Annotated in this window: 15 protein-coding genes and 1 tRNA gene; 11 read left to right on the top strand and 5 right to left on the bottom strand. The window is 72.9% G+C overall.

The annotated features are described in order from the left end of the window. Positions 1–89 precede the first annotated feature (89 nt). From clpS to JL106_RS07835, 9 genes are all read left to right on the top strand, one after another. Complete coding sequence (gene clpS, locus JL106_RS07875) at positions 90–386, top strand: ATP-dependent Clp protease adapter ClpS (RefSeq protein WP_205260436.1); 297 nt, start codon at positions 90–92, stop codon at positions 384–386. A gap of 14 nt (positions 387–400) precedes the next feature. Next, on the top strand, positions 401–1,012 hold the full coding sequence (locus tag JL106_RS07870) for a DUF2017 domain-containing protein (protein WP_205260155.1): 612 nt from the start codon (positions 401–403) through the stop codon (positions 1,010–1,012). A 141-nt stretch (positions 1,013–1,153) separates the two neighbouring features. Next, positions 1,154–1,582, top strand: coding sequence for a Mov34/MPN/PAD-1 family protein (locus tag JL106_RS07865; protein ID WP_205260154.1), 429 nt, complete (start codon positions 1,154–1,156; stop codon positions 1,580–1,582). Positions 1,583–1,704: 122 nt separating this feature from the next. Then, positions 1,705–1,983, top strand: a complete 279-nt coding sequence (locus JL106_RS07860; protein WP_205260153.1) for a MoaD/ThiS family protein — start codon at positions 1,705–1,707, stop codon at positions 1,981–1,983. A 19-nt stretch (positions 1,984–2,002) separates the two neighbouring features. Continuing rightward, positions 2,003–2,956 carry a PLP-dependent cysteine synthase family protein gene (locus tag JL106_RS07855; protein ID WP_205260152.1) on the top strand — a complete coding sequence of 318 codons (954 nt, stop codon included), beginning with the start codon at positions 2,003–2,005 and terminating at the stop codon, positions 2,954–2,956. 72 nt (positions 2,957–3,028) lie between these two features. After that, positions 3,029–3,712, top strand: a complete 684-nt coding sequence (locus tag JL106_RS07850) for a rhomboid family intramembrane serine protease (protein WP_205260151.1) — start codon at positions 3,029–3,031, stop codon at positions 3,710–3,712. A 148-nt stretch (positions 3,713–3,860) separates the two neighbouring features. After that, a complete protein-coding gene (gene murI, locus JL106_RS07845) occupies positions 3,861–4,754 on the top strand; it encodes a glutamate racemase (RefSeq protein WP_407940125.1) in 894 nt (297 codons plus the stop codon). Positions 4,755–4,824: 70 nt separating this feature from the next. Continuing rightward, on the top strand, positions 4,825–5,634 hold the full coding sequence (gene rph, locus JL106_RS07840) for a ribonuclease PH (RefSeq protein WP_205260149.1): 810 nt from the start codon (positions 4,825–4,827) through the stop codon (positions 5,632–5,634). Continuing rightward, positions 5,631–6,278, top strand: coding sequence for a non-canonical purine NTP pyrophosphatase (locus JL106_RS07835; protein WP_205260148.1), 648 nt, complete (start codon positions 5,631–5,633; stop codon positions 6,276–6,278). The genes rph and JL106_RS07835 overlap by 4 nt, the downstream gene beginning before the upstream one ends. 68 nt (positions 6,279–6,346) lie before the next feature. Here JL106_RS07835 and JL106_RS07830 read toward each other — a convergent pair whose 3' ends face one another. From JL106_RS07830 to bcp, 3 genes are all read right to left on the bottom strand, one after another. Continuing rightward, positions 6,347–7,564 carry a hypothetical protein gene (locus JL106_RS07830; RefSeq protein ID WP_205260147.1) on the bottom strand — a complete coding sequence of 406 codons (1,218 nt, stop codon included), beginning with the start codon at positions 7,562–7,564 and terminating at the stop codon, positions 6,347–6,349. Positions 7,565–7,762: 198 nt separating this feature from the next. Further along, positions 7,763–7,836 (bottom strand) — tRNA-Leu (locus JL106_RS07825). Between the two features lie 50 nt (positions 7,837–7,886). Further along, positions 7,887–8,366: a thioredoxin-dependent thiol peroxidase gene (bcp, locus tag JL106_RS07820; protein WP_205260146.1), complete on the bottom strand. Its 480-nt coding sequence runs from the start codon at positions 8,364–8,366 to the stop codon at positions 7,887–7,889. A gap of 127 nt (positions 8,367–8,493) precedes the next feature. Between bcp and JL106_RS07815 the strand changes: the two genes are divergently transcribed. Both JL106_RS07815 and JL106_RS07810 read left to right on the top strand, forming a co-directional pair. Then, on the top strand, positions 8,494–8,715 hold the full coding sequence (locus tag JL106_RS07815; protein WP_205260145.1) for a DUF3618 domain-containing protein: 222 nt from the start codon (positions 8,494–8,496) through the stop codon (positions 8,713–8,715). 371 nt (positions 8,716–9,086) lie between these two features. Beyond that, positions 9,087–10,256, top strand: coding sequence for a L,D-transpeptidase (locus JL106_RS07810; protein ID WP_328841739.1), 1,170 nt, complete (start codon positions 9,087–9,089; stop codon positions 10,254–10,256). A 171-nt stretch (positions 10,257–10,427) separates the two neighbouring features. On the opposite strand, the gene JL106_RS07805 is transcribed toward JL106_RS07810, so the two are convergent. Together JL106_RS07805 and ppk2 are read right to left on the bottom strand one after the other, a co-directional pair. Next, positions 10,428–11,225, bottom strand: coding sequence for a phospholipase A2 (locus tag JL106_RS07805; RefSeq protein WP_205260144.1), 798 nt, complete (start codon positions 11,223–11,225; stop codon positions 10,428–10,430). 99 nt (positions 11,226–11,324) lie between these two features. Beyond that, entirely contained in the window at positions 11,325–12,122 is a 798-nt protein-coding gene (gene ppk2 / locus JL106_RS20825) for a polyphosphate kinase 2 (protein WP_407940124.1), read from the bottom strand. Between the last annotated feature and the right edge of the window lie 207 nt (positions 12,123–12,329).

Genomic DNA, 12,329 nt, shown 5'->3' with positions numbered 1-12,329 from the left:
CGCGGTCGATCACCCGGCCACGCCCATCCGGCACGGGCCGTCAGGCTCGTGCCACACTGAGGGGCGTGACATCAGTCCGTCCCGCCGGGATGCGGAGCGCCTCCGGCGGCACCACCGTGGAGGAGCCGGTCGCCGAACTGACCGGCACGGCGGCAGCGCCGTGGGTCACGATCGTCTGGAACGACCCGGTCAACCTGATGTCGTACGTCACCCTGATGTTCCAGCGACTGCTCGGACACCCCCGCCCGAAGGCCGAGTCGCTGATGCTCGACGTCCACCACAAGGGCCGCGCCACCGTCTCGTCCGGCACCCGGGAGCAGATGGAGGCCGACGTGGTCAAACTGCAGACCGCGGGGCTGTGGGCGACCATGGCGCAGGACCGCTGACCGGCGGCACCTCCGTGAGACCGTTCCGGCGTCGGCTCGGCCGATACGTCGCCACCTTCACCGCGCCCGAGGCGTCGTTGGTGTCCGACCTGGTCGACCAGGTGCGACACCTGCTGGCGGAGCGGCGTTCCGACGGCTCTGACGACCCGCTCGTCGCGCTGACCGGGGTGGCCTGGGGCCCGACCCGCTCCCCGCAGGACGCCGCCGTCGCGCGCCTGCTGCCGGACTTCTCCGCGGAGGACCCGGACCTGTCCGCGGTGATGCGGTCGCTGCGCGAGCCGGAGCTCATCGCCGCCAAGGACCAGGCCGCCGTCGCGCTGCTGGACTCGCTGCCCCGCGGCGGGGGCACGGTGCGGCTGGACGACGCGACTGCGCAGGCCTGGATCACCGCGCTGAACGACGTGCGGCTGGCGCTCGGCGTCCGGCTGGAGATCACCGAGGACGGCGACGCCGACCTGCCCGGCCCGCACCCGGACGCTCCGGCGGCCCCTCGGGATCCGGACGGACCGGTGGACGGCCTGGACGGATCCGGCGAGGACGAGGATCCGTCGCGGGCGCCGATGCTGGCGACCTACCGCTGGCTCAGCGCGGTGCAGGACTCGCTGGTCACCGCCCTGCTGCACTGATCGGAACCCGGATCCGGAGCCCTGATCCGAGATCGGCGCACCGGCCGGCGGCCCGGACGTCCGGACCGGGTGACCGGGGCCACCCGCAGCGGGCGACCGCCGTGGTCGGAGCCGTCCGGGGCGGCCGATAAGCTGGCCGGCGTGCTGCGCATCCCCCGCGACCTGGTCGAGGCCATCGTCGGTCATGCCCGGGCCGACCATCCCGACGAGGCCTGCGGCATCATTGCCGGGCCCGCCGGATCGGACCGTCCCACCCGGCTGGTGCCGATGACCAACGCCGAGCGGTCGCCGACCTTCTACCGGTTCGACTCCGCCGAGCAGCTCGCGCTGTACCGGGAGATGGACGCCCGCGACGAGGAGGTCGTGGTCGTCTACCACTCGCACACCGCGACCGAGGCCTACCCGAGCCGCACCGACATCGCCTACGCCGGTGAGCCGAACGCCCACTACGTGCTGGTCTCCACCCGCGAGCCGCACCGGGACGAGTTCCGCTCCTACCGGATCGTCGACGGAGTGGTCACCGAAGAAGAGGTCGAGGTCCTCCCCGCCGACGGGAACGTTGTCGTCTGAAGACTGTTGTACCCAGCAGCGCCGGTCGGTCCTCGCCGCACCCGGCCGCCCCGCCCGCCCGGCCGTGCGGTGACGATCAGCGACCGTCACCCGGCGCCGGACGAACCGAAGAAGGAGATCCCATGAGCGTGTCCGTGTCGGTGCCGACGATTCTGCGCCCGATGACCAAGGGCGAGAAGTCGGTCTCGGCCGACGGCGCCACGCTGTCCGAGGTGATCGCGGACCTGGAGAACAACTACGCGGGGCTCGGCGGCCGGCTGGTCAAGGACGGCGCGCTGCACCGCTTCGTGAACATCTACGTCAACGACGAGGACGTCCGGTTCACCGGCGGCCTGGACACCCAGCTCAAGGACGGCGACCAGGTGACGATCCTGCCGGCGGTCGCCGGTGGCCGGTTCTGATCCGGCGGTCCGACGTCCGATGACCCGGTACTCCAGTCTGGTCGACGCGGTCGGTGGCACCCCGCTCGTCGGGTTGCCCCGACTGTCGCCGTCCGCCGACGTGCGGCTGTGGGCCAAGCTGGAGGACCGGAACCCCACCGGGTCGATCAAGGACCGGCCGGCGCTGGCCATGGTGGCCGCGGCGGAGGCTGACGGGCGGTTGCGCCCCGGGTGCACCGTCATCGAGCCGACCAGCGGCAACACCGGCATCTCGCTGGCCATGGTGTGCCGGGTCAAGGGGTACCGGCTGATCTGCGTCATGCCGGAGAACACCTCGCAGGAGCGCAAGCTGCTGCTGCGGGCGTACGGCGCGCAGATCATCTCCTCGCCCGCGGCGGGCGGGTCGAACGCCGCCGTGGCCATGGCCAAGGAACTGGCCGCCGACCACCCGGACTGGGTGATGCTCTACCAGTACGGCAACCCGGACAACGCCCTGGCCCACTACACCGGCACCGGACCCGAGCTGCTCGTCGACCTGCCCGAGCTGACCCACTTCGTGGGTGGTCTGGGCACCACCGGCACGCTCATGGGCGTCGGGCGCTACCTGCGGGAGCAGCTGCCGGACGTGCAGATCGTCGCGGCCGAGCCCCGGTACGGCGAGCTGGTGTACGGGCTGCGCAACCTGGACGAGGGCTTCGTGCCCGAGCTCTACGACGAGTCGGTGCTCACCTCCCGGTTCTCCGTCGGGCCGGACGACGCGGTCCGCCGTACCCGAGAGCTGCTCGAGGTCGAGGGCATCTTCGCCGGCATCTCCACCGGCGCGATCCTGCACGCCGCGCTCGGCATCGCCGCCCGGGTGGCTCGTGACGGTGGCTCCGCGGACATCGCCTTCGTGGTGTGCGACGGGGGCTGGAAGTACCTGTCGACCGGCGTGTACGAGGCCGGCGACGACGCCCAGGCCTCGGTCGGCCTGGAGGGCCAGCTCTGGGCCTGACCGGCCGGATCCGGGGTCGGCTGCGGGTTCTCCCCGATGGCGGCGGGACCCGCGCTCCGTAACCTGGGAACCATGAGCGCTCCGCTGCCGTCCGGACCGTCGTTCCCCGCCGTGCCGCCGAGTGCGGGCGCGACCGAGAGACGGCGGTGGCTGCCCGAGAACGCCCGGGTCGCCGGCATCACCGTCGGCGCGTTCGCCGTCGTCCTGGTCGTGGTCCAGGTGGTCAACGCCCTGATGAGCGACGGCCTGGTCCGGTACGGCATCGAGCCGCGCAGCGTCGACGGCTTGCTCGGCGTGCTCACCGGACCGTTCATCCACGCGTCCTGGACGCACCTGTGGTCGAACCTGATCCCGTTCGTGGTCCTCGGCTTCCTGGTCATGGTGGGCGGGGTGAAGCAGTTCATCTCGGTCACCGTGCTGGTCTGGTTGATCAGCGGGCTCGGCGTGTGGCTGATCGCGCCGGCGCACACCGACACGGTCGGGGCCTCGGGCGTCGTCTTCGGCTGGCTGGCCTACCTGGTCGCCCGGGGCATCTTCACCCGCACCTGGCAGCACATCCTGCTCGGCGTGCTGCTGCTGGCGGTCTGGGGCTCCCTGTTCTGGACCGGGATCGTGCAGGTCGCCGTGCGCGACCTGTCCGGCGTGGTCACCGTGTCCTGGCAGGGGCACCTGTTCGGGGCGATCGGTGGTGTGCTGGCCGCGTTCCTGGTCTCCAGCGCGGACCGGGCCAACCGGCGCCGCGCCATCCCGAGCTGACCGGACGCGTCGCGGCCTGCGCCGCGCGCACGGGCCCGCAGGTAGCGTGCGGACCGTGATCCCTGCCGGTGGCGACCGTGACGATTCCCGGGACGATTTCCGGGACGATTCTCAGGACGATCTCCGGGACGATCGCCGATCAGGGCCGATCGGCGTCTTCGACTCGGGGGTCGGCGGGCTCACCGTGGCCCGCGCGATCATCGACCAACTGCCCGCCGAGCGGGTCCGCTACGTCGGCGACACGGCCAACGGCCCGTACGGTCCGCTGCCCCTGGACGAGGTCCGCCGGCACGCCCTGGCCGTGGCCGACCGGCTGGTGGCGGACGGCGTCAAGATCCTGGTGATCGCCTGCAACACCGCCTCGGCGGCCATGCTGGACGACGCCCGGCGGCGGTACGACATCCCGGTCGTCGAGGTCATCCACCCGGCCGCCCGCCGGGCCCTGGCGGTCACCCGGACCGGCCGGGTCGGGGTGCTGGGCACCTCGGCCACGGTCGACTCGGGCGCCTATCCGGCCGCGTTCGGCGAACTCGTCGCCGCCGGCGCCGGCCCACCGGAGGTGCCGGTGGACGTCCGGCCCGTGGCCTGCCCGTCGTTCGTCGACTTCGTGGAACGGGGCATCACCTCCGGCCGCCAGGTCGTCGGTCTGGCCCAGGCCTACCTGGCGCCGCTGCAGCACCGCGACGTCGACACCGTGGTGCTCGGCTGCACCCACTACCCGATGCTCACCGGGGTGCTGCAGCTGGTCATGGGGGACCAGGTCACCCTGGTCTCCAGTGCCGAGGAGACGGCCAAGGACGTCTACCGGCTGCTCACCGAGGCCGATCTGCTGGCTCCCGTCCCGCCCGGAGGCGTCGCCGAGGACCCGGCCGACGACACCCCCCGGCACGAGTTCCTGGCCACCGGCGATCGCGAGCCGTTCCTGCGGCTGGGCCGGCGCTTCCTCGGCCCGGAGATCGGGCCGGCCCTGTCCGTGGGGATCGGGTACGGCCTGGGGACCACGCCGGTCCGGCCGCTGCCGACCGGGCCGTCCGCTCGCTGACGCACCACCGGCCCGATCAACGGGCCGGTGATGGGAGAGAGCCGTCGGCGTCGCGCCCTACGCTGCTGCCATGCCTGATGCCTCGACCGACACCCGCACCGACCGAGCCACGACGTCCACTCCGGGTCTCCGCAGCGACGGCCGCACCGACGACGCGCTCCGGCCGGTGCGCTTCACCCGGGGCTTCCAGGCCCACCCGGCGGGTTCCGTGCTCGTGGAGTTCGGCGGGACCAAGGTGCTGTGCGCCGCCTCGGTCACCCGCGGGGTGCCGCGCTGGCGACAGGGGTCCGGACTGGGCTGGCTCACCGCCGAGTACGCGATGCTCCCGTCCGCCACGCACGAGCGCTCCGCCCGGGAGTCGGTCAAGGGCCGGGTCGGCGGTCGCACCCACGAGATCTCCCGGCTGATCGGCCGGTCGCTGCGGGCCTGCATCGACCTCAAGGCGCTGGGCGAGAACACCATCGCCGTCGACTGCGACGTGCTGCAGGCCGACGGTGGCACCCGCACCGCCGCCATCACCGGCGCCTGGGTGGCGCTGGCCGACGCGGTCTCGGTGCTACGGGAGCAGGGCGCGCTCACCGATCCGCAGCCGTTGTCCTGCCAGGTCGCCGCGGTCTCGGTCGGCGTGGTCGGCGGCCGGCTGCGGCTCGACCTGCCGTACGAAGAGGACGCCCGGGCCGAGGTCGACATGAACGTGGTGGCCACCGACGCCGGCACCCTGGTCGAGGTGCAGGGCACCGGTGAGGGCGCCACCTTCGCCCGCGGCACCCTGGACGGGATGCTCGACCTGGCCCTGGCCGGCATCGAGGAGCTGACCGTGCTGCAGGCGTTGGCGCTCGAGCAGCCGCTGGAGCGGACCGTGCCGGCGGCCAGGCGATGAGCGGGACCGGCGCCGGGCGCGTGCTGCTCGCCACCCGGAACGCCAAGAAGCTGGCCGAGCTGCAGCGGCTGGTCGGGGACCAGGTGACCGTGCTGGGCCTGGCCGACGTGCCCGAGTTCCCGGAGGAGCCCGAGACCGGCGCGACCTTCGAGGAGAACGCCGCGGCCAAGGCGGTCCAGGCCGCTGCCGCCACCGGCGAGATCGCCCTGGCCGACGATTCCGGGTTGACCGTCGCCGCGCTGAACGGCATGCCGGGCGTGCTGTCCGCACGGTGGGCGGGCCGGCATGGCGACGACGCCGCCAACAACGCGCTGCTACTGGCCCAGCTGCGTGACGTCCCCGATGGCCGACGCGGCGCCGCCTTCGTGTGCGCGCTGGCGCTGGCCGTCCCCGACCGGATCCCGGGGCCGGCGGTCGAGGTACTGCGCGCGGAGTGGCCCGGGCGGATCGATCGGGAGGAGCGGGGCGAGCACGGCTTCGGTTACGACCCGCTGTTCGTTCCGGCCGAGAGTGACGCGGCCGGCGACGGCCGCAGCTCGGCTGAGCTCCAGCCAGCCGAGAAGGACGCGCTGTCGCACCGTGGTCGGGCGCTGCGCCTCATGCTGCCCCGACTGCTCGGCGTGCTGGCCGATCCGGATCGCTGACCTGACGGTGCCACGGCCGGGCCGACCTGGACGGTCGCCCCGGCCGCGGCATCGGACGGATCCGCGGGTCAGGGCCGCCCGCGGGTGCGGCCGGCGGCGCGGGCGATCATTGCGGCGCACGAGGCGCCCAGCAGCGCCGCTCCCAGCACGAGCACCCAGCCCGTCACGCCCCAGCCGATGAGCCGGTTCTCCGAGAAGATCCGGTTCAGGAAGCCGGCGATCCGGTCGGCGCCGTCGTAGGCCACGATCGACCAGATGCCCGCGCCGACCAGCACCACGCCGGGCAGCAGGGTCGCCCACGGTGACCAGCCGTTCAGCACGACCGCCCCCAGGACCAGGAGCGCACCGACAGCGGTGAGCACGACGTCCCACGCCGCGGCCGAGACGCCCTCGTCGAGCATGCGGACGGCGATCCGGGACCCGAACTCGCCGACCAGGTACAGCCCGCCGCCCACCAGCAGCAGGCCCAGGACCGCGCTGATCAGCCCGGCCACGGTGCGGCCACCGACGTCCCGACGACCCGGCGGCTGCGCCGCGTTCGGGTCGACCCGGGCCGGCACGACCATCGGCTCGGCCGGCGGGGCGTACCCGCCCCGGCCGTACCGGTCCTGCTCACCCGTGGTGCCGGCCAGGCCGGCGACCGTCATCGCCGGGTACTGGCTGGTGGCGGTGGAGTCCGCGCTGGACCCGAACCCGCTGGCGCCGGACGGCTGTCCGGCGGCGGTTCCGGACGAGTCGGGCGGGGCCCACTCGGACGCCGGGATCGCCGTGGTGGCAGAGGGATCGGCGGATGAGCCCGCCGGCCGCGGCTCCGGGTCCGTGCGGGACGGTGTCGACTCGGGGGTGTACTCCGGCTCGCCCGCGGCCGGGAACGACGACGGCCCGGGCTTGAACGGCGAGGGCGAGTCCTCACGCGGGTCCCACCGGCCGGCCGCCGACGGATCTCCGCCGGCGGCGAAGGCCGGCGGGGGCGCCTGGTCGTCCGGACGGTACGGCACGTCCGCCGGACCCGGCTCGGCCGCGCCGAACGGCCGGAGGTCACCCTCGTCCCGGCTGTCGTCGGGGGGCGACGTCGGCGGCCACGGCGACCCGATCGGGCTGCTGCCGGAGGCGGTGCCCGGGGTCGGCCCGGTCCGGTCGGTGGGCGCGCTCGCCGCCGGCGCGTCGTCCGGGACGGTGACGTCCCGCGAGTCGGTCGGGATCGGCTCGCCGTGGCCGGCGACCGTGGTCGCCGGATCCCGGTCCGGTCGGTCCGCTGGCGAGCCCGGATCGTGCGGCGACGTCATGCTGGTCAACCTCTCGGCCTGGACGGGCACCCGCGCCGCGCATCGGACGAGCTGCGGGGCCGGGGCCCGTCGCGAACAGTCGTCCCCACGGTACGTCGGTGGACGGCCGCGACGGGTGAGGCAGGGCCGGGGCGATCGTGGCGGCGGATGACCCGGCCGCCTCGTTCGGTGCAAGGTGCCGGGCACGGAACGCGTGTGTGGGGCCGGTGGGACTCGAACCCACACTGGCACGGACCTAAACCGTGTGCCTCTGCCAATTGGGCTACGGCCCCGGGCCGGGTGTGACCGGCGTGGAGAGTATGACGACGACGCGCGCCGCCGGTCAGTGCTCGGCGAGTCCCAGATCCCGCAGCACCCGGCCGACGTGGCCGGTCGCCTTGACGTTGCGCCACACCTTCTGCAGCACGGCGTCGGCGTCGATGACGAACGTGGAGCGGATGACGCCCTCGACGGTGCGCCCGTAGAGGGTCCGCGGTCCCCAGGCCCCGTACTCGGCGAGCACCCGGTGGTCGGGGTCGGACAGCAGGGTCACCGACAGCGACTCCTCGGCCCGGAACCGGGCCAGCTTGTCCGGAGAGTCGGGGGACAGGCCGACGACCCGGTACCCGGCCGGCTCCAGCTGCGGCCGGGCGGCGGTGAAGTCGCAGGCCTGGGTGGTGCACCCCGGGGTCATCGCCGCCGGGTAGCAGTAGAGGATCACCGGGGCGCCGGCGAAGTCGGACAGGGACACCGGTGTCCCGTCGGCGTCGGGAAGGGTGAAGGCCGGGGCCCGGTCGCCCACGTCGACCAGCATCGCAGTCATGCGGCTAGGGTAGACAGCCGCGGCGGTCCGTCGGTTCCGACCGGGCGACGCACCCGGTGAGCAGCGCCCGCCGGCACCGGCAACTCAGGTCACCGCTTCGGGTGATGATCAGCAAGGGGAGGGTGCGGTGGCCCGCGACGCGGAAACCATCCAGGCCGAGATCGAACGCGCGCGGGAGGCACTGGCCGTCACCGTCGACGAGCTGACCACCCGGGCCAACCCGAAGCGGGTCGTCGAACAGGGCCGGTCGACCGCGCGCAGTCTGCTGGCCGATCCCAAGGTCAAGTACTCGCTGGTGGCCGTCGGATCCCTGTTCGCGCTGGTCGTGCTGCGCCGGCTGTTCCGCTGAGTCCCCGCGGCGCAGACGCGCTGCGCCGCAGGGAGCGTCGCCACGCTGCGCCGGACGGGTGGATCATCGCCCGAACGCCGCATGACGTGCCTCTCCGCGCTGTGTCGGCCCCGGAGGGCCGTCGGGGATCGTGGTTATCCTCGTCCGTGCTGCCATCACCCCGAGGGTGGGTCGGGGGCAGACGCCGGTATCCCGACCCGGGACCCGGCGTGGTGCAACGAATGGTGGTCGTGGCAATGCAGTTCCGTCGGCGGTTCCGGCGTGCGCATCGGTCGTCCGGTGCGGTCCGTGTCCTTCTCGCGTTCCTCGCGTCGCTGCTCGTGGTGGTGTCCGCCTGTTCGACCGGAGGCCTGTCCACCAGCACGACGACCGTGACCGACACCGTCGGGCAGACCGATGCGTCGGCCCCGTCGTCCGGCGGCTCGTCGAGTTCGTCGTCGAGCTCCACGGTCGCGGCCCCCGTCGCGGCGGTGACGGCCAGCCCGGCGTTCGGCAGCAGCGACCTCTCGCCGGTCGACCCGATCACGGTGTCGGTCGCGCAGGGCACCATCACCGACTTCACGCTGACCAACCCGGCCGGCGAGCCGGTCGACGGCACGCTGGCTGCCGACGGCACCAGCTGGACGGTCGGTGAGCCGCTCGGCTTCGGCAAGACCTACACCGCCACGGGCAGCGCGACCGGCACCGACGGCAAGGTGGTGCCGATCTCCGGGAGCTTCACCACCGTCACCCCGCAGACCGAGGTCCGCACCACGGTCGCCCCGGCCGACGGTGCCGTGGTCGGCGTGGCCGCGCCCATCACCGTGAGCTTCGGCCAGGAGCCGGTCGACCGTGCCCTCATCCAGAGGAACGTCACGCTCACCACCACCCCGGCGGTCGAGGGCTCCTGGGGCTGGTTGGAGTCCAACGACGGGCGCATGACGCTCACCTTCCGGCCCGAGGAGTACTGGCCGGAGAACACCCAGGTGCACGTGGACGTCAAGGTGTACGGTCTGGAGTTCGGTCCCGGCGCCTACGGAGCGTCCGACCTGACCAGCGATTTTACCATCGGTCGCAACCAGGTGGTCAAGGCTGACGTGAACTCGCACCAGATGGTCGTCGAGCAGGACGGCGTGCCGGTGGCGAGCTACCCGGCCTCCTACGGCCGGGGCGTCGTGGTCGAGAACGGCGTCGAGAAGGTCGACCCGAACCTGATCACCCGGTCCGGGGTCCACGTGGTCAACGAGTTCTTCGAGACCAAGCTGATGAGCAACCCCCGGTACGGCTACGAGAACCTGCCCGAGAAGTGGGCCGTGCGGATCAGCAACAACGGCGAGTTCATCCACGCCAACCCGAACAGCGTCGGCGCTCAGGGCAGCAGCAATGTGACGCACGGCTGCATCAACCTCTCGACCGAGAATGCCGAGGCGTACTACAAGTCGGCGTTGTGGGGTGACCCGGTGGAGATCACCGGTACCGAGATCCAGTTGTCGCCGGCCGACGGTGACATCTGGGTGTGGGGCGTGTCCTGGGCCGAGTGGCAGACCCTGTCGGCCCTGTGACGACGGTGGGCCCGGCGCCATCCTGAGCATGGCCGTCAGCAGCGTGCGTGCGGCCGGGCTCACGCTCCTCCCGGAGGCCGGCCTGGTCGTCCGGGACGCCGAGCGGACCGCCCGGTTGCACGACGAGGTCAGGGTGGTCTGACGGCGTCGGACCCGGTTCCGGCGGAACGATCAGCTCCCGTCGTCGGTCGCCGCGGACCGGCGGAACCCGCGTGGCACCGGCGGCGACAGGGCCGCCGGCAGGCCGGACGGCAGTCGGGTCAGCCGCCGCCACGGGAGCACCGGCCCGCGCCGGATGACCGGCGACGGCAGCAGGTCGGGATCCCACGGTCGGCGCCGCCGCAGCGCGGACCGTAGCTGCCGGTCCACCAGCAGCCCGGCGGCCAGGAACACCGGGATGAACGCCAGGTACCGGGCCAGCACCCAGAGATTCTCCGGCTCCGGCGGATACCAGCCCTGACGCCACGAGTTGATCTCGACCATCACCGCGAACGACTCCGCCAGTGAGTGACACACGCCGGCGTCCCAGACGCCGAGCGGCTGCTCGCTGCAGCGCGCGTGCAACTCGCGGTCGAACATGGCGTCCGCCTGCCGGCGGGCGTCGGCCGGCATCGGGCGGCCGACGCGCCCGGCGTACCGGACCAGGTCGTAGGCCAGGTCGTGCTCCTTGCACACGGCCTCGAAGTCGTAGGCCGTCGGCCCGGTGGGCGACGAGCAGTCACCGGCCGGCTTGATCAGGATGGTCCGTCCGTGGGGACCGGTCGCGGTCTGCGGCCGGTAGCCCATCACCGCGGCGAAGTCGGCCGGGAACAGGGCGTCCGGGCGGGTGGGGTCGAACGCTGCGGAAGTGACGGCGTCCAGGGCCCGTTGCGCCGCCGGATCACCCGGCGCATCCGGCTCCGGTGTGATGTGCACCGTCCACAGGGCGGCCGCGGCTGCTGCCACCAGCAGCGCGAACCAGCGGACCATGCCTGGGGAGTGTGCCAGAGCCCGGTCGGCGGGGATCCCGGTGGCGCTCCGGACGAGGGTCGACCCAGGGTGGGACCGGGGTCGACCCGCACCGCCACCTCAGTCGTCGAGCAGCGATGCGGCGTGGTCCGGGACCCAGTGCACCGTCGATCGGGGCGGTCGCTGGTAGCCGGAGCCCGCGGGTCGGTCCGGGATGTCCACCAGCGGCGGCTCCCGGTGCTCGTAGGGCACGGTGGACAGCAGGTGGGCGATGACGTTGAGCCGCGACCGCTTCTTGTCCTCGCTCTCCACCGAGTACCAGGGGGAGTCGGGGACGTCGGTGGCCGCGAACATGGCGTCCTTGGCCCGCGAGTAGTCCTCCCACCGGGTGATCGACAGCAGGTCCATGTCCGAGAGTTTCCAGCGCCGCACCGGATCGTCGCGACGGGACCTGAACCGCCGCTCCTGCTCCACGTCCGAGACGCTGAACCAGTACTTGCGCAGCGCGATGCCGTCCTCGATGAGCATCCGTTCGAAGGTCGGCGCCTGACGCAGGAACCGGTGGTACTCGGCGTCGGTGCAGAAGCCCATCACCCGTTCGACACCGGCCCGGTTGTACCAGGAGCGGTCCATCAGGACGATCTCACCGGCCGCCGGCAGGTGCTCGATGTAGCGCTGGAAGTACCACTGGCTGCGCTGGCGTTCCGTCGGCGCGGGCAGCGCGACGGTCCGGGCGGTGCGCGGGTTGAGGTACTCGGTGATCCGCTTGAGGGCCGAGCCCTTGCCGGCCGCGTCCCGTCCCTCGAAGAGCACGATGAGCCGGTACCCGGTGTCCTTGACCCAGTGCTGCATGGTGACCAACTCGGTCTGCAGTCGCAGCAGTTCCTTCTCGTACGCCTTCTTGGGCAGCTTGGCCAGGGACGGCGCGTCGCCCTCGTGCCCGGCCTGCGCCTCGTCGGACGGTCGATCGTGAGCGCTCACGGCATGCTCCTGGGGGTCGCAGGACGGCCGGCGCGATGGGTCGGGCTGCGCCGGTGTTCCGGCATGATCCCGCACTCAGCGCGACGGCGCCCCCGACGATCCCGACACCGTCAGGGCCGGGAACCGCGCCCACCAGAAACAGAA

Origin of the sequence: Nakamurella leprariae, from assembly GCF_016918035.1 — a bacterium.
Lineage (GTDB): Bacteria > Actinomycetota > Actinomycetes > Mycobacteriales > Nakamurellaceae > Nakamurella > Nakamurella leprariae.
This window is presented reverse-complemented; position numbering and strand designations above follow the sequence as displayed.